Consider the following 21,359-nt stretch of genomic DNA (forward strand, 5'->3'; position numbering starts at 1 on the left):
GGTTTGTTTTTCTTAGCGTATTTTTAGGCTGTAACAATATTCCCAACTTAGCTGAATTTACTCTTCAGCATTAAAAATAGGAAGTAAGTGCTGCCTATAATAGCGACCAACGTGCCAGCTGCGACCTGACTTGGATAAATAGCGATTTGTCCTAGCCAATCTGCCCACAACATTAGGGTTGCGCCAATTAAGGCACCGACACACAGTTGCTCTTTCACTTTTCTTGCTCCTAACATCATCGCCATATGGGGAGCGACCAAGCCAACAAAAGATATTGGACCAACTGTAGCGGTAGAAAAGGCGCATAACAAAGCAACGATGGTGAGCATAAGCGTATTGGCTACGGTAGGGTTAAGCCCTCGTGCATTTGAGAATTGTCGCCCGATGGAAATTAGTGTTAGCCAACGAGAAATCGAGAATACAGCGGCAAGCATAACTATTATGGCCAAACATAGCATCAGTGCGGTGTCGGCTGTGACTCGATAAATAGAACCAGTTAGCCACAATAAAATTTTGTAACTGTCACCTGAGCCTTGAGCTAGCGAAAATTGAACGAGGGCTTCTAATAGTGCCGTTAGTGCGATGCCGGACAACACGAAGTTAGATGGATTAAAATGGCTTCGTTTACCGATAATCAGCAATAACATCAATACGGACATACTTCCGAAAAAAGCGATACCCCAGCTAAATGCGGAGAGAAGCGACCCAGCGATGACTCCTGTCGTTATAATGGCAAACGTGGCTCCGGAAGACACACCGAGAATATCGGGACTTGCCAGAGGGTTGTAAACAATGCGTTGCAAAATGATTCCGGCAACGGATAGCGCAATACCGACAGAAAGTGCGGTTAACATTCGCGGCCAACGCAATTGCCATTGGAACTCACCTGGCACAGACCATTGAATTCCGTTTATACCATGGGTAACGAATGAGTAAGCTAGAATCCCAATCAGACTGAATAGCGCAATGCTGCATACCGCGCGTTTAGAAAGTGCCGTTTTTCTTTGGCTCATTGAAAGGTTAAGTTGATCGGTTGCCGTCAGCTTTTTACGAGTAAACCAAATTAAAGCGGGAGCGCCAATAGCTGCAGCCGCTACGCCGCTAGGAATGGTTTCCTCTAACCATAAGCTCAGCGAGATAGCGGCAGAGTCTGTGATGATTAGTAGCATTGCGCCCAAAAGCATGCTGCTGATCAATTCGTCGCGCGGTGTTCTTGCCCCCATTGCTCTGGCAATATTGGGTGTCAGTAATCCGATGAAGCTGATAATACCAACTGCGGTGATTGAGGCAGATACCAGCCAAATACCCATCACCATTAACGCACCAAACGCGGGTAATACCGCTAAGCCTCGGGCTGCTGCGCCTTCTTGTCCTAGTTTCATTAAGGTCAGAATACGTGGTGCAACGATCAAAATTACGATTGCGATAGCGCAGCGAGGCAATAACCACTCAAACCAATCCCAGCTGTATTGAGAGAGGTCTCCGGCTCCCCACATAAAAATATTCTGTGCGAACTGGGCGTTTAAAATAATAATGGCTGTGGCGATAGAACCGAGCAAGATATTGATCACCATCCCCGAAACGACCAGCGGCAAACCTGTCATATTACGCACACCGGCAATTGATACGATCAGGCCAAACGCCACTAAAGCCCCAACCATTGCGGCTAATGCAGAGTAATCGGCGACCCAATCGACGAACCAAATGTTTACCACGACTAATGCAAGCCAAGCACCAGAAGAGGTGCCAAGAGTCAACGGCGAGGTGAGGTTATTCTGCGTTAATTGCTGCATTAAGCTGCCGGTGAGACCAAGCATGGCACCAACAAGCAGGGTCATACTTAACCTAGGAAGCTGCGCTTGCGTAAAGAATACGTCACGAAACTCGGTTGCTACCTCTGGTTTTGTTAATAATTGCCATTGTTCGAAAAGTGATAAATTAGTATCAATTTGTAGGCTAAAGACGCTAAGTAACGTAATCAGCGCCAGATAACCAATATAATGTTTCGTTCTCATTGTTCTGGTGCCAACTCTATTAGACTGTCGGTAATCGCTTCAGCGGTGTATTGCAAAGACATGGCACCGCCATACGCCCACACTGCTCTGACTGAATTTACCCGCTGCTTTTTCACAAACGGCATCGCTTGCCAAAGTGGCGACTCTTTCAGTTTTCGTTCTTCTGGGAAAGGCTGTACGTAGAGAACGTAGCTGTTTTTGAGGCCCTGAAGCCGATTGATTCGATCTTGCTTTACTCCCCACGCACGTGGGTCCTCTTTAATTGGAGCCTGTAATCCCAGTTTTCTAACCACGTAGTCAGTGGTGGAGTTTTCGGTTGCAAGTAATACAGTATTCGGGGTTGAAAATCGCATCACAAGAACGCTGAGTGGAGCAGAGTAATAGTGGCGAATTCGCTGGCGCATCTGCGCAAATGAAGCATCTAATTCTGCCAGTTTCTGTTCAGCAAGTGCCTCTTTATTGAATAGCTTGCTGAGCGTACGAAAGTGACGAATGGCCGTTTCAGCTGCGGCCTCATTTTCAGAAAAATTAGGTAAATAGATTACCGGAGCAATTTGTTTGAGTAACGGAATCAAGTCTTGCTGTGGAGACGCAGCAAGGATGACATCTGGTTTCAAACTGGCTATTTTTTCTAAGTTGGGCTCTGCTCGGGTTCCAATATCTTCAATTGACTCTGGTGCAGTTGGATTGACGACCCATTGGCGGTAGCCTGGTAAATTTGGGGCTGCGATTGGTTCTACGTTTAGCGCCAAAACTTGTTCTAAGATGTCCCAGTTTAAGGCAACAACGCGTTGTGGCGCGTGCTCAAAACTATGCTCACCATATTCATCGGTAACGGTGATGACTGCATGTGCATTGGTCATAAAAAATGCGAGGAGAAAAGCAGATTGTGTAACCACGGTAAGTAAACGAGCCATTATGCGCATACAACAGCCACCTTTTGGCTCGCTAATGTGTTAGCCGGGCTTGGGTGCTCAATCAGCTTAATTGGTGACTCATATAGTTTAGAAAGGCGTGCCTCGTCTAACAACATGTCGGCGTTGCCTTCGAAGGCAATTTTACCTTTTTTGAGCGCAACAATGTGGGTGGCGTAGCGCAGTGCTAAGTTCAGATCGTGCAGGATCACGATAATGCCTACATTCTCGGTTCGATTCAGTTCTGCCAGCAGCGCCATTAGTTGAAACTGATGGTGAACATCGAGCGCCGAGGTTGGCTCATCGAGAATTAAAATTGGCGATTGTTGAGCCAGTAGCATAGACACCCAAGCACGTTGGCGCTCACCGCCCGATAAGTCATCCGCCAAAGCTTGAGCAAAAGGTGTAACCCCTGTTCGTTCCATAGCCTGCGTGATGATCTGTTTGTCTTCGGTTTTCCAACGACCAAGTGCCCCACGCCACGGAAAGCGACCTAAGCGCACTAGCTCTTCTACCGTTAAACCAGCTGAAGAGGGCAGCTTTTGTGGCAAATAGGCGATCTGTTTTGCCAACTCTTTGGTTTTGAGTGATGAAAGGGAAGTATCGTTTAGTGTTACCGTGCCTTTATCTGGTGGCATTTGACCAGAAAGCAGGTTCACCAGTGTCGACTTACCTGAACCGTTATGGCCTAAAACGACCGTTAGCTCATTTGTTGGGATGTTAAGTTGTTCGATGCCGAGGATCTGACGTCCACCTCGCACGATCTCAATATTAGACAGTTGAAACATGGATGGCTCTTAGGAGAAAACTCCCCTCAATAGAGGGGAGTAGAAGTACAATTACCAGCGGTAGTTTGCGTTTAGCATAACAGAGCGAGACTGGCCGTAGTAACACCAGTAATCGCAACCTGAAACAAACTCTTTATCTAGGATGTTGTTCACGTTTAGCTGTGCTTGCCACTGTGAAGTGATGTCGTAAGTGACTGACGCATCCCAAAGAGTGACTGAAGGAACCGTTAGGTTCGAGCTCTTAGGGTTATCTTTTGACTCACCTACGTAGCGCACACCAGTACCGATATTGAGGCCTGGAATCAGGCTGTAGGCGCTGTAGTCTACCCATGCAGAAGCTTGGTGCTCAGGAATAAGTGCGGCTTGTTTTTTACCTTGGCCAAAGCTCTCATCTGTTTTCGCTTTAGTGTAGGTGTAGCTTGCCATCAGTTTTAGATCGTCGGTTAGCTGCGCCGTGCTTTCTAGCTCAACACCTTGAGATGTCACTTCACCTGTTTGTGTCGCAATCCATGTTGATGGGTTTGTGACCAACGCGTTCTTTTGCGTGATGTCGAACCATGCAAGGTTGATAAAGCCATCCATAAAGCTTGGCTCATACTTTACACCCACTTCTACTTGCTCGCCTTCCAGCGGTTTGTAAAGTTCATTGGTTGCCGCATCAATAGTGCTGATCACTTCAAGCGACTGAGAGTAGTTTACGTAAGGTGACAGGCCATTGTTTGCAAGGTACATCACACCCGCACTTAGAGAGAGCTGACCATCATCACGAGATTCACTTTGATCAACGGTAGCGCCTTTGCCAGAGTTTTCTGTTTTCACCCAGTCGTAACGAGCACCTATGTTACCAATCCACTGTTCATGCAGTTTCAATTGGTATTGTGAATAGAGACTTGCTTGAGATTTCTCAATCTCACGTTTCACGTTGTTGGCAGGATCAAGAGGGGTGAAGTTGCCGTAAACTGGGTTCCACGGGTTGATAGTGCCAAATGCATAGTTGTCTTGCTCGTCGCCATCGGTTTTGTGGAATTGCAGATCCATACCGATAAGCACTGTGTGCTCTGCGTTGTCTGTCATCCAGTTGCCGACAGCATTGTTATCGAACGTGATGCTCTGGTTTTTTCCGTCACGGAATACGATGCCTTGCGTTAATTCTTCTCTCGCTGGATCGTTGTTTGAGAACGCGTAAGAGCTGCGCAAGTACAACTCATTCGAACCGTAGTTGAGGTTTTGCGAGAGTGACCACGTGTCATTGATGTCGTGCTCTAGTAAGTAACCCAGAGAAAACTGCGTGCGTTCGTATTTATCGTAGTTTGGCTGACCAAGGTTAGTCGAAGGATCGATTTTGCCAAAGTTAGAACCAATCAGAGTACCTGCTGCTGGGAAGAATGGGTTAGTTGGTACACCGTCATCACGAAGGTAAGTTGCCAAAACGGTCAGCATTGTACGGTCAGAAATGTCGAACTCGACACTTGGCGCTAGGTAGAAACGCTCGTTGTTTGTGCCGTCCAGTTCACCATCTTGGCTTGTCATCAAGCCAACCAAACGATAGCGCACAGTGCCTGCGTCGTTTGCTTCGTCAGCAATGTCAAAACCTACGGATTGGTGTTGGTTGTTGCCAACTTCGACTTTTACTTCGCCTTGAGGCGTAAACGTTGGTTTTTTCTGAACAGCATTCACGATACCGCCTGGTGCCGATTCACCAAACAGAATAGCCGATGGACCTTTAACGACTTCTACACTTTCTAGGCCGTAAGGTTCGACCAACCATGTGTAGTAACCATCGCGGAATAGGCGGTTGCCGTTTAGGTAAGTCGCTGCATCAAATCCACGAACTTTGAACCAATCAGTGTCGTTGTCTGCGCCATAAGGTTGAGCGGTTACACCAGACGTGTAGCGTAATGCTTCATCTAGTTTTTTCGGTGCACGAACACGAAGTTCATCTTCAGAAATGATAGATACGCTACGCGGCGTTTCTGCCGCAGGGGTTTCTACTTTAAGTGCTTGCGCGGTGACCGTTATGGTCTCCATGGCAATCACGTCATCTTGTACGACGTCTTCTTGAGCTTGTGCTGTGAATGCAACCACTGCAGTAGGTGCTAAAGCACAAACCAACGCGTTGCGGATAGCGATGGTCAGTGAGTTATTCTTTTGCATAAATCTATTCCCGATAATTATGATTAACGCTAAGCTTAATTGTAATTATTATCATTTGAGCTTTTGTTTCGGTATTTTACTGACTTTTGTATCAAAAGATAGTAAAACGTTCGCAAATTCATTCGCGGTACCTAAAGTCATTGTTATGTTCAATTGGTTTGAAAAGCTGACCCAACCCTTTCCCCAGATGGAAACCGAAAAGCCACCGAAGACGCTATTTGGCTTTTGTCGTTTTTACACTCGTGGCTTTGAAGCCCCTTTACTCGTTATGGCTGTGTTCAGTGCGCTTATTGCCATTACTGAGGTGACGCTGTTGCGTTATATGGGCGAGCTCGTCGATATTCTCTCTAATCAAGATCGCGCAACATTCTGGCAAGACCAGGGTGATCGCATGCTAATGATGCTGTTCTTAGTGGCGGTTGTGATGCCAGCTCTCGGTTTTGTCCACTCAATGGTGATGCACCAAACGTTATTGGGTAACTACCCGATGTCTATCCGTTGGTTGATTCACCGTTACTTGCTAAAACAAGCGGTTGGATTTTTCCAGCGTGACTTTGCAGGCCGAGTTGCGACCAAAGTGATGCAAAGTGCGTTAGCGGTACGAGAAACGGTCATGAAGCTGGTGGATGTACTGGTTTATATCAGCGTTTATTTTCTTTCGATGCTCTGGATGATGGGCGAAGCCGATGGTTTGCTAATGTTACCTATTGTGATTTGGATAGGAATGTACGCGGTTATCCAGTTCTACTTTATCCCTAAAATGAAACAAGTAGCGACGGACCAAGCGGATGCTCGTTCTGTAATGACTGGGCGCATTGTCGATTCTTACACCAACATATCTACCGTAAAGCTATTCGCGCACTCGCAACGAGAGTTGGAATACGCAGAAAGCAGCATGAAGCAATTTTTGGTGACGGTTTACCGCCAAATGCGCATGGTGACTTGTTTACTGTTTAGTGTGGATGCCATCAACTATTTGCTGCTGATGTCTATTAGTGCCATTTCGGTTTATCTATGGCTAGATCACGCTGTAACAATTGGTGCTATTGCGATTGCCATCAGTATTGCATTGCGCGTACAAGGTATGTCGAAGTGGATCATGTGGGAAGTTAGCGCACTGTTTGAAAACATCGGTACAGTAGTAGACGGTATTAATACGATTTCAAACGATGTTGAAGTGAAAGACGTACCAAATGCTAAGCCTTTGCAAATCTCCCAAGGTGAGATCTGCTTTGATCACGTAGGTTTTAACTACAGTGACGAGAAGGCGGTATTTGAGAACTTGAACCTGACTATCAAACCGGGCGAAAAAGTCGGCATTGTCGGTCGTTCTGGGGCAGGTAAATCCACGTTGGTCAACTTGTTGCTGCGTTTTTACGACGTAAATAGCGGTAAGATTTGTATTGATGGACAGGACATTTCTCAAGTTGAACAAGAGTCGCTTCGCCAACACATCGGTATGATCACGCAAGACACCTCTTTGCTGCATCGTTCAATTAAAGAGAACATTCTTTACGGTGATCCAGATGCTTCAATGGATGCCGTTATCGCAGCTGCTGAGAAAGCACATGCTCATGATTTCATTCAATCTCTACGAGACGAGCAAGGTAACGTTGGCTATGACGTTGAAGTGGGTGAACGCGGTGTGAAGCTGTCTGGTGGTCAGCGTCAACGTGTGGCGATTGCTCGCGTGCTGCTGAAAAACGCGCCAATTTTGATCATGGATGAAGCAACGTCTGCACTTGATTCAGAAGTAGAATCGGCAATTCAAGAAAACCTTGAAGTTCTGATGGAAGGAAAAACAGTGATTGCGATTGCTCACCGTTTATCAACGATTGCCGCGATGGATCGTTTGATTGTAATGGATGACGGCAAAATCATTGAGCAAGGATCGCATTACGAGCTGCTGCAATTGGGTGGTGTTTACGCTCAGCTGTGGAAGCATCAAACCGGCGGCTTTTTGTCTGAGCAAGGTGATGCTCAACTACAAGTCATCTAATATGACGCTACACGAAAGAGGAGCAAATGCTCCTCTTTTTTGTGTCTGTCGTTTATACCGAGTAAGTAGGCGTTAATGGGCAACGTTAACTTGTGATTATTCATTGAGTTAGGCCAACTTAATGATGATTATGTTTATAACTCACTGTCGTTATTGAATTTTTTACGCTTTTTTTACGCGAACTCCGAATGGGCTTTTGCTAAAGTTTTCTACATCGAATTTTGGTTGATGTATTTTATGTTTGTTCAATGGCGAGATAACACCTTTCTCTTTTCTACTACCGTGATTGTTGGCGCGGTTGTGGTCTCATGGCTGTTAGACCAACTGTTTGGCTCTACAGCCGCAGTCCTGCTGATTTTACAGTTAGCAGTCGTGGTAGTGGCGTTTCAATGCAACTCGCGATTCGCTTATGCGGCGGCGGCGATCGAAGCGTTGAGCTTCAACTTCTTTTTCACGACGCCTCGTTACTCTTTGCAGATGTTTCGTCCGGAAGACATTTTTAATTTAGTCGTGTTTATGGTGGTGGCATTTATCACCAGCACCTTTGCGGATCTTTATCGTCGCCAGCAGGGAGAATTAAAACAAACCAAGCTGCAAAACAGCATCCTGCTATCGGTGTCCCATGACCTACGCACGCCGCTGGCAACCATTATTGGAACACTGACCACACTCAACGAGTACATGCCCAAGCTCAATGACTTAGAGCGCAAAGAATTGCTCGACAGTGCGACTTCAGAAAGCCACCGCTTGCATCAATATATAGAGAACCTCTTACAGGCGACTAAGCTCCAACACGGCACATTAAAAATTACCAAAAAAGATGAGCCTATTGCGAATATTGTGCGGGATGCGGTTTCTCGTTTGCCGAATTACACCGAGAAAGTATCCATGAATATGGATGATGCCGTTGGCTATTTGTCAGTAAGTCGTTCGCTCATCGAACAAGCGATTTTTAATGTGCTGGATAATGCCATGCGATTTTCGACAGAGAATGAATCTGTTGAGGTTTCACTTTCTAAGCAGGGTTCGTCGTGCGTGATTGATGTTCGGGACATGGGGATTGGCATCAAAGCTGAAGATGCGGAAAAAATATTCAGCCTTTTCTATTCCGGTGTGAACAACAAATCGGCCGATTCAGGCACCGGAATGGGACTCGCGGTTGCCAAAGGCATCATCACCGCACACCAAGGAGAGATTCAATCTATGCCAGTATCAGAAGGGACGCTGATCCGCATTCGACTTCCACTCAATCAAGGAGCAGAGCAGGCGTGAGTTACAAAGTTTTAGTCGTGGACGATGAGCCTCGCATTCATACCTTTATTCGAATTTCGCTGTCTGCTGAAGGGTTTGATTACATTGGCGCGAGTACCATTGCAGAAGCCAAAGCGTGTTTCGAAGCGCATTCGCCGCACGTAATTTTGCTAGATTTAGGCTTGCCCGACGGCGATGGGGCGGAGTTTCTCACTACGCTTCGTCAGACGTATAAAACGCCAGTGCTAGTGCTGACAGCTCGCGATCAAGAAGAGGAAAAAATCCGCCTTTTAGAAGCGGGCGCGAATGATTACTTAAGCAAGCCTTTTGGCGTAAAAGAGCTCATCGCGCGCATCAAAGTGCTGGTTCGAGATTTGGTGGATGAGAAATCCATCGCTGATGAGCTGGTGGCTGGCCGAGTCAAAATCATCAAAAGCACCCACCAATTTTGGTTGGATCAGAGGGAAATTCCACTCACCAAGAAAGAATTTTCTTTCATTGAACAGTTGATTCTCAAGCCGGGAAAACTCATTGAGCAAACTCATTTGCTAGCGGTGATTTGGGGAAAAAGTCATGTCGAAGACACTCACTACTTACGCGTGTTAGTGAGTCAACTACGCAAAAAACTGAACGATAGTGCTGACGAACAGCGGCTATTAAAAACCGAGCCGGGGCTGGGTTATCGTTTAGTGCTTGAGACGTCCAAGCACCACTAAATTCCAAATTTAATCAACGTTAATGCCAAGGTTTAGTGCTGGTTATCGGCACTCGAACAGGATTCGTGTTGCCTATTTTTCGTGACGGAAAATCAGCCTAGCCCTTAGCGCATTAGCATTTTCTATACATAAAACACAGTTAGGGATTGATATGGCTCACTTTACAGTAATTGGTTTAGGGCGATTTGGCGTTGCCGCTAGCTTAGAACTTATTCATCTTGGACACACCGTAACGGGGGTGGATAGCGACCCGAAAATCGTCGAGAAATACGTCGAAGAGTTAACGCAAGCGGTCATATGTGACGCAACAGACGAAGGTGCACTCAGAGAGTTAGCGTTAGCGAACAGTGATGTGGTGTTGGTGGCGATTGGCGAAGACATGCAAGCCAGTTTGTTGTGTACGCTGGCGCTGAAAAATCTGGGTGTGAAATCTATTTGGGTCAAAGCGAGCACCAAAGCACACCACACCATCGTGTCTAAGCTTGGTGTACAACGCATTATTCATCCGGAAGAGGAGATGGGCGTAAGAGTCGCGCAGGCACTCAACTATCCGATGGTGAACAACTATTTGGAAATGGGGCATGGTTTGTATGTGGTGGAAATCCACGTTAAATCCAATCTGCACGATACGCCGCTTTCTAAGTTGATCAGCCGAGGCAGTTACAACATTCAGCCTATCTTGGTGAAGCGCGAAGAAGCCGTCTACACCAATATCAATGATGAGTTTGTGCTTAATGAGTTCGACACGCTGTTGCTTTGCGGTAGTCGCGCTGAGCTGAAATACGTCGCTCCAAGGTTGGTGTAACATGGTTTTGTGGCATCCCTCTGTTATCCCAATCGAGCGAAAACCCAAAGCGGGCAAAAAATTGTTGGGCGCACCGCCATTAATACTTAGCCTCAGCTTTGCGTGCTTGATCATGCTCGGCACGGTCTTACTCAAACTGCCGATTGCCACCACAGAGCCCATCACTTGGATTCAAAGCCTGTTTACTGCGACATCGGCCATTACGGTGACGGGATTAGTTGTGGTAGACACGGGCACGGCGTTTACGCCTTTTGGGCAAGTGGTTATTGCTTTCCTGATTCAATGTGGTGGCCTAGGTTTGATGACGTTTGCTATCGTGACCTTGCTGGCTCTGGGCGGAAAAATTGGCTTTTTGGAGCGAGCAGTCGCGAGAGAGGCGTTCAACCAGACTGATTCATCGACACTCATTGCCACCGCTAAATCTGTATTGATGTTCGCTCTGCTCGTTGAACTTATTGGTTTCACTATTTTGAGCGTTTATTGGAGTGAAGAGCTGGGCTGGGAAACCAGTTTGTTCCATGGTTTCTTCTACACCATCAGTGCGTTTAACAATGCAGGTTTTGCGTTGAGTGCCGATAGCTTAATGCCTTACGTGGACGACCCGGTCGTTAACTTCACCATTACCAGTTTGTTCATTATTGGTGGTTTAGGCTTCTCGGTTTGGATTGACTTAAAACGCAATCGCCGTTGGCATCGACTCACCGTTTACAGTCGAATGATGATCTTAGGCACGATGATCATTAACGTGGTGGCACTTATCGCGATTTATCTGATTGAATATGACAACCCCAACACGCTTGCCCCGTTGAGCGAAGCAGGGAAATGGTGGGCATCGTGGTTTCAAGCGGTGACGCCAAGAACGGCAGGGTTCAACACTTTAGCTATCGATCAGTTGGAAGATGCCACAACGGCGATCATTCTGGTGTTGATGTTTATCGGCGGTGGATCATTGAGTACGGCAAGTGGCATTAAAGTTGTGACATTTATGGTGTTAGTCTTGGCAACTTACAGCTATTTGCGTCGCGATGAAGCAACCTATGCCTTTCAACGCGAGATTCCCAAAGAGACCATCAGCAAGGCATTGGCGCTGACTCTGATCTCGGTGGGGTGACTTGGTTTGCCATATTCACGCTGTTACTGACAGAGAAAGCGTCTATGTTAGATATTATGTTCGAAGCAGTCTCGGCACTGGGTACGGTTGGTTTGTCGCGAGGCTTAACGGGCAGTTTATCCGAACCGGGTGAGTTAGTGATCATCTTCATGATGTTTATGGGACGATTAGGCCCCCTTACTTTGGCGTACTTCTTAGCCAGTCCAAGAAAGAAAAAAGCGCGTTACGCGAGCACTAAATTGGCAATAGGGTAAATGGGCTAACTCGAAGAAAGTGAGCAAAAGGCTAGGCAAAAGAGGAGTAACTGCTCCTCTTTTTGTGCTCGTTGTAGCCACGAAACTGTATACGGCAGTCTCTCTCACAACAATTTATGATTCATCTCTATTTTTTATCATTTATAAATTGTCGTTTTTGGGGTGTTGTCCAGAATGGCATTATCCACGTGCAACATAAGATTGCCGGGAATAAAAATAATTACAATACTGCCTTACTGGAAGATACATGAAAATCAAACCCCTCCCACCTTTAAATAGCCTCGTTGCGTTTGAAGCGTCGGCGCGGCACTTGAGTTTTACGTTAGCCGCTGACGAGCTAAACGTGACCCAAGGTGCTATCAGTCGCCAAATTAGACAATTAGAAGAATACTTAGGCAAGGCTATGTTCACGCGAGCCAATCGAAGCATTAATTTAACGCCTACAGGTCTTCAATATTATCAAGCTGTCAGCCAATCTTTGCTCGATATTGCTCAAATCACGGGTGAAGTGAAGAAGTGGCAGGGCGAACAAAAGATCACGGTTGCGACGACAAATGCAATGGCAGCCTTGTGGTTGTTGCCTAAGGTTGCTCAATTTCAAAATGAACATGATGACATCGATATAAGAATATTGGCCTCAGATAATGTGTTGGACTTACGCCGATTAGATTGCGATCTCGCCTTGTTTTATTGTCGCACTCCACCTGCGGAAATGGATGTGACAACGCTATTTTCAGAAGAAGTATTCCCTGTGTGTAGCCCGCTTTATTTAGAGAAAATCGGCCAGCCTAGTGAGCCAGAAGAAATCTTCAATAAAACGTTACTCTATCTGGAAGAGTCTCAAAGAGATTGGGTGAATTGGGAGCAGTGGTTTGCGAGTGTAGGATTGCCAAATATTTCGCCTCGTAATCGCATGAACATCAATAACTATCCAATGCTGTTACAAGCGGCAATTAATGGTCAGGGAATCGCGTTAGCCTGGGGGTCATTAGTGGACGACTATTTACAAAGCGGTGCTTTAGTTAGGCCAGTCGAACACGTGCTTTCAACACCTTCCAATTTCTCTATGCTTGAACCTAAAAATAGAGGTTTAATCCCAGCAAGCGTCAAGCGTTTTAGAGAGTGGCTTTTGCAACAGTTGCCAGATGAGGTGGGTGATCGAGGTTTAGCCTAAATCAATAAGCAGAGAAAATAACAGAGTTTGGTCATGTTAAAAAGCGGGAGTACCAGTTCCCGCTTTGTTTTAATTGATTGATGAAACGACGCACTAACTTAGTACTGGTCCCTGATTGAGTGTGGAATCACTTTTTTGTGAGGATCTTGAAGCGATAGGCTCGGAAGCCACTGTTTTGCTTTCAACAAGCGGTTCAACAGGACCATCAAGTTTCTCTTGCTCTGGGTGAACATGCTCAGGCAGCATTGCCCATGGCTTAGGTTCGCGTCGAATACTATGAAACAGCGTTAAGCTCATCACCGCGATAAAAATGGCGATAGGGAAACCGGCAATAATGGAGGCCGTTTGCATTGCTTTTAACCCTCCTGCGTATAGAAGTACTCCCGCAATGGCTGCGATCATGATCCCCCACAATACGCGTATAGAGGTAGGAGGCTCACTGTGCCCAGCGGCATCGAGGGTACATAGAACCAAGGTACCCGAGTCTGCGGAGGTAATGAAATAAGTACCGAGCAATAGACACGCAAGTACGCTAAGTAGTTTACCAAACATACCTGTATCTAGATTGTCGAATAGCGTAAACAAAGCGCGTGTCGTATCGGCTTTAGTCGCTTCAAGAATCGGGCCGCCAGAAAAATCCGCAGGTGGTGTTTGTTTGGCTTCTTGTGCCGCAGTGACTTGCTCTTGATGAGCAACACGAGCGTCTTGCTCTACCTTCAACGCTGCACCACCAAATACTGAAATCCATAAGAACGTGATCAGCGTGGGTACGATGAGAGCACCGCCGATAAGTTCACGTATTGTGCGTCCTTTAGAGATACGAGCCACAAACATGCCAACGAAAGGTGCCCAAGTCATCCACCAAGGCCAGTAATAAGCCGTCCACCAGTTTTGCCAGCCAGAGTCATTCTGTGCATCGCTCCATAAGCTCATACCGACAATGTTTTGTGCATAAAGCCCCGTACTTTCGAGTAGCGTATTTAAGATATAGCGAGTTGGACCAATGTAAAGTACGACTAGCACGAGTGCGAGTGAAAGCAGCATGTTCCATTCTGATAAACGGCGAATACCTTTTCCTACACCAGATAGCACCGACGCAACCGCACAAGTACAAAGGGAAACGATAATAAAGAGTTGAATCCCCAAACTAATGTCTAGACCAAAGGCTTGATTCAAGCCAGAGTTTATTTGGATAACTCCCATCCCCAAGGTTTGAGAGATACCGAAAGCTGTCACCGCGACTGTTAGGATATCAACCGTGTGCCCGATAGGCCCATAAATACGATCGCCAATCAAAGGGTACAAGATAGAGCGTAGGGTAAAAGGCAGATCTTTACGGTAGGAAAAGTAGGCTAATGCGAGTGCAACAATAATAAAGACAGACCAAGGATGTAGACCCCAGTGAAAGAATGTCAGTTTCATTGATGTTGTTGCGGCTTCATTGGTCAGGCCTTGAGTAAATGGGTTGTCAGCGTAATGCCACATCGGTTCGGCGACCGACCAGAAAATTAAGCCTATCCCCATGCCTCCGGAAAAAAGCATGGATACCCAAGACAAATAACTAAACTCTGGTTTTTCGTCATCTTTACTCAAACGAATATGCCCATATCGACTAACCATAAGGTAAAGAAGAAACCCGACAACGAGTGAAACAAGTCCGATGTAAAACCACTTCATATTCTGCAGCAAAATGCCGGAAATCGTTTCGAAGTATTGGCCCGCTTGGTTGGCGAGAATGGCGCAGAAAAGTACAAAACCGATAACGACGATCTTTGATGCGATAGTCACAGTCGGATTGAGTCCTTTCAATATCCCAGATGTTGCTCTCATAGGCATCCCTCACAGTGCGTTTGTTTTAGCGTTATTGTTTGTTGCGTTATTGTTAATTTTTGAAAGAGAGTAGAGAGAGGGCTTTTGTGTTTCAACTGATTAATACTCATCGGTTAATGAGTATTAATCATGACAAGAAGATCATTGTTAATTAAAAGGTTGTTTTTTGTTCGAGATCAATGCATGAATGACAAAAACTCATCCAAGCCCGGCGAAAAAGTCGTTTGTTTGTTGCCGGGTTGTTAATCAAAATCATCTCCACTAACACAACACGATGTTGTACGCACTGGATGCAACTTGACTCTCGGAGATAAGAATATGAGCAATGTCAACCAAACCATTATTCCTGTTGAACTTGTTGATAATGTACTGAACCCAATCAGTGAAGCAACAGGAATGCCGAATCAGGCCTACACCAGCGAAGAGTATTTTACTTTTGAGCGTGATCAGGTGTTTGGTAACACTTGGGTATGCATTGGTTTTGCATCAGACCTGCTTAAAAATGGCTATGTGATGCCACTTGATTTCATGAATCTTCCACTACTCATGATGAGAAATCGTCAAGGTGAAGTCCAAGTCTTCCACAACGTGTGTAGCCACCGAGGTATGAAGCTGGTTCATGAGGCAGGCGAAGTTCAAGGCATGATTCGCTGTCCTTACCATTCATGGACGTACGATCTTGACGGCAATCTAAAAGGCACACCACACATCGGTGGTATCGCAAAACACAAAGATGACCGATTTAAGTGTGAAAAGCATGGCCTTAAGCCACTTCGTTCAGCCGTTTGGATGGACATGGTATTCGTCAACTTATCGGGCAAAGCAGAAAGCTTTGAAGAGCATATCGCGCCGCTAGAGCAACGTTGGCAGCAATTCTTAGGTGAAGAAGGATTAGGGCTTCTTCGCCGCGTGAACATGGGTGGCAACTTAGAGATAGAAGTGAAAAGTAACTGGAAGCTTGCCGTAGAAAACTACTGTGAAGCTTACCACTTACCTTGGGTGCATCCGAGTTTGAACAGTTATTCTCGCCTAGAGGATCACTACAACATCATGTTTGCAGAGCGTTTTGCTGGCCAAGGTAGTCTCGCATACAACCTCTCTGATACTGCAGGAACACACTTACCTAAATTTCCAAGCTGGCCAGAAGATAAACTGCGTCATGCAGAATATGTTGCACTCTTTCCAAACGTGTTGCTTGGTATTCAAGCCGATCATGCCTTTGCGATGATGATTGAACCAATCACTGCGAATAAGAGTGTTGAGCACCTACGTGTTTTCTATGTGGGTGATGAAGCAACGAAAGATGAGTTCGCTGCGTGCCGTACTGCTACCGTTGAGTCATGGCGAGTCGTATTCGGCGAAGATATTGGAGCGGTCGAAGGCATGCAGGAAGGTCGTTACTCACCTGGCTTTGGTGGTGGTGTGTTCTCACCAGAAATGGATGTTCCGACGCATTTCTTCCAAACCTGGTTGGCAAAGCAAGTGAAAGCGGCACTGGAGCAGTAATATGATGCATTACCTTAATTATATTGATGGTGAGTGGTGCGATTCAGAGCAAGCGCTGACCGTTATGAACCCTGGCACAGCCGAAGCGTATGCGACGATAGCAGAAGCCACTATCATCGATGCCGATCGCGCAATGGCAGCGGCACGTCGAGTAGTCAATCAAGGCCTTCTTTCGGACGTTCGTCCAGCCGTCAGAACCGAGTGGATGTTAAAAGCCGCAGCGGCTATTCGTGAAATGGTTGATGAAGGTGGGTTAGTTGCCTGCCGTGAAAATGGGAAATCTTTGCAAGATGCCAAAGATGAGTTTTTAGAATCGGCACGTTACTTCGAATACTACGCTGGCATGGCCGACAAGCTGGAAGGCACGTCAATTCCGTTGGGTAAAGATTATGTCGATTTCACCCAATATGTGCCGTTTGGTGTGTCAGTGCAGATTGTGCCGTGGAATTTCCCAGTTTCTATTTGTGCACGCTCATTAGCACCTGCATTAGCTGCTGGTAACGCAGTGGTGATCAAATCGCCAGAGATTTCCCCACTCGCTATGACGTTGTTGATTAAAGCGATTGAAAAAGCGGGCTTCCCAAAAGGCACGATTAACTTGCTATGTGGCAAAGGCTCCGTAGTTGGCAGCCACTTGGTGCAGCATCAAGACGTTGATCAAATTGTCTTTACAGGTTCTGTGCCGACCGGCCAACGCATACTGAAAGATTCAGCGCAACGCGCCACACCATCTGTGATGGAGCTGGGTGGTAAATCGGCCGCTATCGCACTGAAAGATGTGAGTCTCGAAACGCTTTTACAAAGCGTTCAAGTCGGTATTTTCTTTAACGCTGGTCAAGTTTGTTCGGCAATGTCTCGTTTGCTAATTCAAAAAGAGCGTTATGAAGAAGTAAAAGCGGCGGTAGTGAAAATGGCGCAAGACCTAACCATTGGTCAAGGTGAAAGCCAGCCGGATATAACACCGTTGGTATCGGCTGATCAACAAGCGCGCGTGCTAGAAATGATAGAACAAGCAAAAGCCGACGGCGCGAACATCCTAACGGGTGGATACGCCCCTGATTTGTCGGGTTACTTTGTGGCACCGACGGTGATTGAAGCCTCACCAGATATGCGTATTGCTCAAGAAGAAGTGTTTGGTCCTGTACTGGTAATTACGCCGTTTGAAACCGATCAAGAGGCTGTTGAAATCGCGAATGGCACCGATTTTGGCCTAGTCGCTGGTGTCTTTGGTGAAAGCCTAAACCAAACATTGCGTGTGGCACAGCAACTGCGTGGTGGACAAGTGTTCATCAATGAATGGTTTGCTGGTGGCATCGAAACACCATTTGGTGGCGTGGGCTTGTCCGGGTTTGGGCGAGAAAAAGGACAAGAAGCGATTTATAGCTACGTCCAGACACGCAATATTGCCATTCGTTTGCAGCAAGACAGCAACGTATAGCTACCGTGTAACTGTATTTTCATCACCTCGTACCGGCTTGGATTTCAGACCACAAGCTAGGGCGAGGTTGATGGAATCACAACAAATCTGACAGCGGTTTGTAAACACGGAAATTCTGAACAAGGTAGTTGGAGTATAAGTGATGAGAAAGTGGCTCTGTATTATTTGCGGCTTAATCTATGATGAAGCACAAGGTTGGCCATCCGATGGCATTGCACCAGGAACAGCATGGGAAGATGTACCGGATGACTGGTTATGTCCTGACTGTTTAGTGGGTAAGGCCGATTTTGAAATGATCGAAATTACCGACGACGCGCCACTAGAAGAGGTTGCAGCGGTGTCTTCGGTGTCGGTAGAAGCGTCTGTTCAGCCAAATACTGCTCAGCCTCTTCCATCTGAAGTTACTCAACCTGTATTCTCAAATGACCCTATCGTTATCATCGGTAGTGGCCACAGTGGTTACCAGTTGGCGGCGGCACTTAGAGCACAATCCGAGACGGTTGCTATCACCATCTTTACCGCTGATGATGGCGCTTTGTACAGCAAACCAGCATTGTCTAATGCACTGGTCATGAACAAAGACGGCGACGCGCTACAAAGTGAGAGCGCGTTGGAGTGGGAAAGCCGTCTCAATATCCGAGTTTACCCGCATACCCGTGTTGAACAGATCGATCGTGCCAATTCAACGTTACATACCTCCATCGGTAAATACGCCTACAGCCGCTTGGTACTGGCAACAGGTGCATCACCGATTGAAATCCCAATTGAGGGCGATCGCTCTTGGGTTATGAGTGTGAACGACTTAGTTGATTACCGCCGTTTCAGAGCGGAGCTGCAAGACAAAAAGCGCATCGCGATCCTAGGTGATGGCTTAATTGGCTGTGAGTTCGCGAATGACCTGATCGAAAGCGGTTATGAAGTGACAGTTATCGGGTTGGGTCAATGGCCAATGGAGCGTTTGATCCCGCAAAAGTTGGGTGAATCATTACAAAGCGCACTTGCCGAACGAGGCGTGCAATGGGCTCTACAAGACAGTATCGCCAGAATCGAGCCAAGGTCCGAATCCAGTGCGGTTTTACATCTGAACAGTGGCAAGCAGATTGAAGCAGACCTAGTGCTAAGCGCGGTTGGACTCAAACCAAATGTTTCTCTGGCTGAGCGCGCGGGGCTCGAAGTGGGCCGCGGCATTAAAGTGAATCAATTCGGCCAGACGAGTGATGAGAGTATTTACTCGCTAGGCGACTGTGTTGAAACGGAGCAAGGTTGGCAGCCGTATATTGCACCGATTAATCAAATGATCCCCTCTGTAGCGAAAAGCTTGCTAGGCGATGTCGCCCCTATCTCGTTAACACCAACTCCAGTGATTGTAAAAACGCCGATTCTTCCACTCACGATTTTCCCGGTAGCCGCTGAAGAACAGGGACAATGGTACATCGAGAACCAAGCAGATGAATTGACCGCTGCGTTTTATTCACCAGAAGGAGCAATGCTCGGTTTTGCGTTGCTAGGAAGAAAAGTACAGTCATTACGCGGCCCTTGGCTAGATCAATTGTCATTGAAACTGTCAGCAGCGTAGCGGAGAAAAAAGATGATTCATTTACCCAATGATGACGTGACGTGTGGTTGGTACCATGTGTTGCCAAGTATTCCAGAAAAATCGGCGTTAAAAGGTAAACAAAGTGCTGACTATGCCGTGTTAGGTGCCGGTTTCGCAGGCCTAGCTATGGCAAGACGTTTAGCTGAACTTATGCCTAATGCACGAATTATACTGATTGATGCGCAACGTATCGGCCAAGGGGCTTCAGGAAGAAATTCGGGCTTTGTTATCGATTTGCCTCATAAGTTTTCACTTGAGCATCCCGACCCTGAGCACAAGCAAAAGTTATTATCACTCAACCGTTCTGCGATTGCTCAGCTAAACACTTTAGTGTCGAAGCACAGTATTTCTTGTCAGTGGTCAGCAAAGGGCAAATATCAAGGAGCCGTAGGGGCGCGCGGTGAAGCGTATCTCGATCACTTTGAGCACCTAATGAAAGACCTTGGCGAACCATACTTCCATGTTAATGGCAGTGAGCTGGCGAGAGTCTTGGGAACAAACTACTACAGCCGCGCAATTTACACGCCAGGTGGTTATTTAATGCAACCTGCTGCTTTGGTGCGTGGGCTAGGGGAAAGCCTTCCAGAGAACGTCGAGGTGTTAGAGAACTCGCCAATCCGCAAGCTCAGTAAAGAAAACGGTTGCTGGGTATTACATGGAGATAGTGGCTCTGTTGAAACCCCTGAACTGCTGCTTGGGACCAGCATTTTTACTCGGGAGTTTGGTTATCTTAAAAACAGACTACTTCCAGTGATGACGTTTGCAAGCTGGACGCGTCCATTGACCGACGCAGAAATGCAACGATACGGAGGTGAGCTGAATTGGGGGTTAACTCCAGCTGATCATGCGGGAACGACGTTACGTATGACCGCCGATCGACGTATTTTGATCCGCAATACTTACAAACACGTGCCGAAATATGGCTCAAGCATGAACGATAAAGTCAGAGAACAAATTCGCGACGATCATCGTCAGGTCTTTCTGGCGCGTTATCCCGAGCTGGCCGACGTACCATTTACTCACACATGGGGTGGGGTGTATGCAATCTCTCGTAACTTTACTAACTTTTTCGGTCAATTAGATGAAGGTGTTTATGCCAGCGCTTGTGACAATGGTGTTGGTGCTGCGTGGGGAACCATTTCTGGAACACTGTTAGCTGACTATGTCGTTGATGCGACATCTAAATCATTGGATGACATACAGCAAGTGACAGGAATGCCTTGTTTGAATCCGCCAGAGCCTTTTTTAGGTTTGGGAGTAAAAACGCGTATCCAATTAGCAAAATGGCAAAGCCGGAGTGAATTATGAAGCCAGTCAAACTTGTTGATAGTAAAAGTCTAGATTTCAATGTTCGTGGTGAGACGCCAGGAATGGCGTATGTTGCCAGGGCGTTAAGCCCAGAAATTTCACCAAACATAGGCGTAGGCTTTGCTAAATGGGAAGGCGCTAAAGTGGCTTGGACAGTGCTTTATGATGAGGTTATTTTCGTGATTGAAGGCTGTTTCGAGCTGACCGCAAATGGTGAAACACATTTTGTGCACCCAGGTCAGATGCTGTGGATACCGGAAGGGACTGAATTGGTTTATGGTGGGCATGCTCTGTTCGGCTATGTGGTTCATCCAGGAAACTGGAAAGAGTTACATGGTATTGAATGACTTTTATCATTTAGTAGTGTTTCGGAAAGGCAAAACAAAAATCCGATTTTTACCCATGAGTTTTCGTAAAAGAACTTAATCTCAATGGAGCAAGGGTTTCTTACTTGCTATGTTTCTTGGTCACGTTTCCAGACGTGTTAGACCTTTCTCAA

General features: G+C 46.5%; 15 protein-coding genes and 2 pseudogenes. 12 read left to right on the forward strand and 5 right to left on the reverse strand.

What is annotated here, in order from left to right; translation table 11 throughout:
• Window positions 1-47: 47 nt before the first annotated feature.
• From fhuB to R7P64_RS02350, 4 genes are read right to left on the reverse strand one after another with little or no spacing between them, the layout of a single operon-like run.
• The gene (gene fhuB, locus R7P64_RS02335) at window positions 48-2,015 is read right to left on the reverse strand and encodes a Fe(3+)-hydroxamate ABC transporter permease FhuB (protein WP_318118372.1); all 1,968 of its coding nucleotides are present in this window, start codon (window positions 2,013-2,015) and stop codon (window positions 48-50) included.
• The gene (locus tag R7P64_RS02340; protein WP_052767716.1) at window positions 2,012-2,941 is read right to left on the reverse strand and encodes an iron-siderophore ABC transporter substrate-binding protein; all 930 of its coding nucleotides are present in this window, start codon (window positions 2,939-2,941) and stop codon (window positions 2,012-2,014) included. Before R7P64_RS02340 ends, fhuB begins: the two co-directional genes overlap by 4 nt.
• A complete protein-coding gene (locus tag R7P64_RS02345; RefSeq protein WP_005383893.1) occupies window positions 2,932-3,717 on the reverse strand; it encodes an ABC transporter ATP-binding protein in 786 nt (261 codons plus the stop codon). The genes R7P64_RS02340 and R7P64_RS02345 overlap by 10 nt, the downstream gene beginning before the upstream one ends.
• A gap of 51 nt (window positions 3,718-3,768) precedes the next feature.
• On the reverse strand, window positions 3,769-5,871 hold the full coding sequence (locus R7P64_RS02350) for a TonB-dependent siderophore receptor (protein WP_318123135.1): 2,103 nt from the start codon (window positions 5,869-5,871) through the stop codon (window positions 3,769-3,771).
• A gap of 145 nt (window positions 5,872-6,016) precedes the next feature.
• Here R7P64_RS02350 and R7P64_RS02355 point away from each other — a divergent pair, with 145 nt between their 5' ends.
• From R7P64_RS02355 to R7P64_RS02380, 6 genes and pseudogenes are all read left to right on the forward strand, one after another.
• Complete coding sequence (locus R7P64_RS02355) at window positions 6,017-7,870, forward strand: ABC transporter ATP-binding protein (RefSeq protein ID WP_031780854.1); 1,854 nt, start codon at window positions 6,017-6,019, stop codon at window positions 7,868-7,870.
• 237 nt (window positions 7,871-8,107) lie between these two features.
• Window positions 8,108-9,142 carry an ATP-binding protein gene (locus R7P64_RS02360; protein WP_195723049.1) on the forward strand — a complete coding sequence of 345 codons (1,035 nt, stop codon included), beginning with the start codon at window positions 8,108-8,110 and terminating at the stop codon, window positions 9,140-9,142.
• Window positions 9,139-9,837 carry a response regulator transcription factor gene (locus R7P64_RS02365; protein ID WP_154203989.1) on the forward strand — a complete coding sequence of 233 codons (699 nt, stop codon included), beginning with the start codon at window positions 9,139-9,141 and terminating at the stop codon, window positions 9,835-9,837. The genes R7P64_RS02360 and R7P64_RS02365 overlap by 4 nt, the downstream gene beginning before the upstream one ends.
• A 151-nt stretch (window positions 9,838-9,988) precedes the next feature.
• Entirely contained in the window at window positions 9,989-10,642 is a 654-nt protein-coding gene (locus R7P64_RS02370; RefSeq protein ID WP_005375180.1) for a potassium channel family protein, read from the forward strand.
• 1 nt (window position 10,643) lies between these two features.
• Window positions 10,644-12,007, forward strand: a pseudogene (locus tag R7P64_RS02375) (TrkH family potassium uptake protein).
• 247 nt (window positions 12,008-12,254) lie between these two features.
• Window positions 12,255-13,181, forward strand: a complete 927-nt coding sequence (locus R7P64_RS02380; RefSeq protein ID WP_005385892.1) for a LysR substrate-binding domain-containing protein — start codon at window positions 12,255-12,257, stop codon at window positions 13,179-13,181.
• A gap of 93 nt (window positions 13,182-13,274) precedes the next feature.
• On the opposite strand, the gene R7P64_RS02385 is transcribed toward R7P64_RS02380, so the two are convergent.
• Window positions 13,275-15,011, reverse strand: a complete 1,737-nt coding sequence (locus R7P64_RS02385; protein ID WP_138939664.1) for a BCCT family transporter — start codon at window positions 15,009-15,011, stop codon at window positions 13,275-13,277.
• A gap of 318 nt (window positions 15,012-15,329) precedes the next feature.
• Here R7P64_RS02385 and R7P64_RS02390 point away from each other — a divergent pair, with 318 nt between their 5' ends.
• From R7P64_RS02390 to R7P64_RS02415, 6 genes and pseudogenes are all read left to right on the forward strand, one after another.
• Entirely contained in the window at window positions 15,330-16,517 is a 1,188-nt protein-coding gene (locus tag R7P64_RS02390) for an aromatic ring-hydroxylating oxygenase subunit alpha (RefSeq protein WP_017635305.1), read from the forward strand.
• Between the two features lies 1 nt (window position 16,518).
• Entirely contained in the window at window positions 16,519-17,955 is a 1,437-nt protein-coding gene (locus tag R7P64_RS02395; protein ID WP_318118374.1) for an aldehyde dehydrogenase family protein, read from the forward strand.
• Window positions 17,956-18,097: 142 nt separating this feature from the next.
• Window positions 18,098-18,259, forward strand: a pseudogene (locus R7P64_RS02400) (rubredoxin); the annotation flags it as partial.
• Window positions 18,248-19,531 (forward strand): NAD(P)/FAD-dependent oxidoreductase, encoded by a 1,284-nt coding sequence (locus R7P64_RS02405; protein WP_318118460.1) that lies wholly within the window; start codon window positions 18,248-18,250, stop codon window positions 19,529-19,531. The pseudogene R7P64_RS02400 and the gene R7P64_RS02405, both read left to right, overlap by 12 nt.
• 12 nt (window positions 19,532-19,543) lie before the next feature.
• A complete protein-coding gene (locus R7P64_RS02410; RefSeq protein ID WP_318118375.1) occupies window positions 19,544-20,860 on the forward strand; it encodes an FAD-binding oxidoreductase in 1,317 nt (438 codons plus the stop codon).
• A complete protein-coding gene (locus tag R7P64_RS02415; protein ID WP_213961222.1) occupies window positions 20,857-21,207 on the forward strand; it encodes an ethanolamine utilization protein EutQ in 351 nt (116 codons plus the stop codon). The genes R7P64_RS02410 and R7P64_RS02415 overlap by 4 nt, the downstream gene beginning before the upstream one ends.
• Window positions 21,208-21,359: the final 152 nt, after the last annotated feature.

This window comes from Vibrio sp. 2304 (genome assembly GCF_033339475.1).
GTDB lineage: Bacteria > Pseudomonadota > Gammaproteobacteria > Enterobacterales > Vibrionaceae > Vibrio > Vibrio alginolyticus.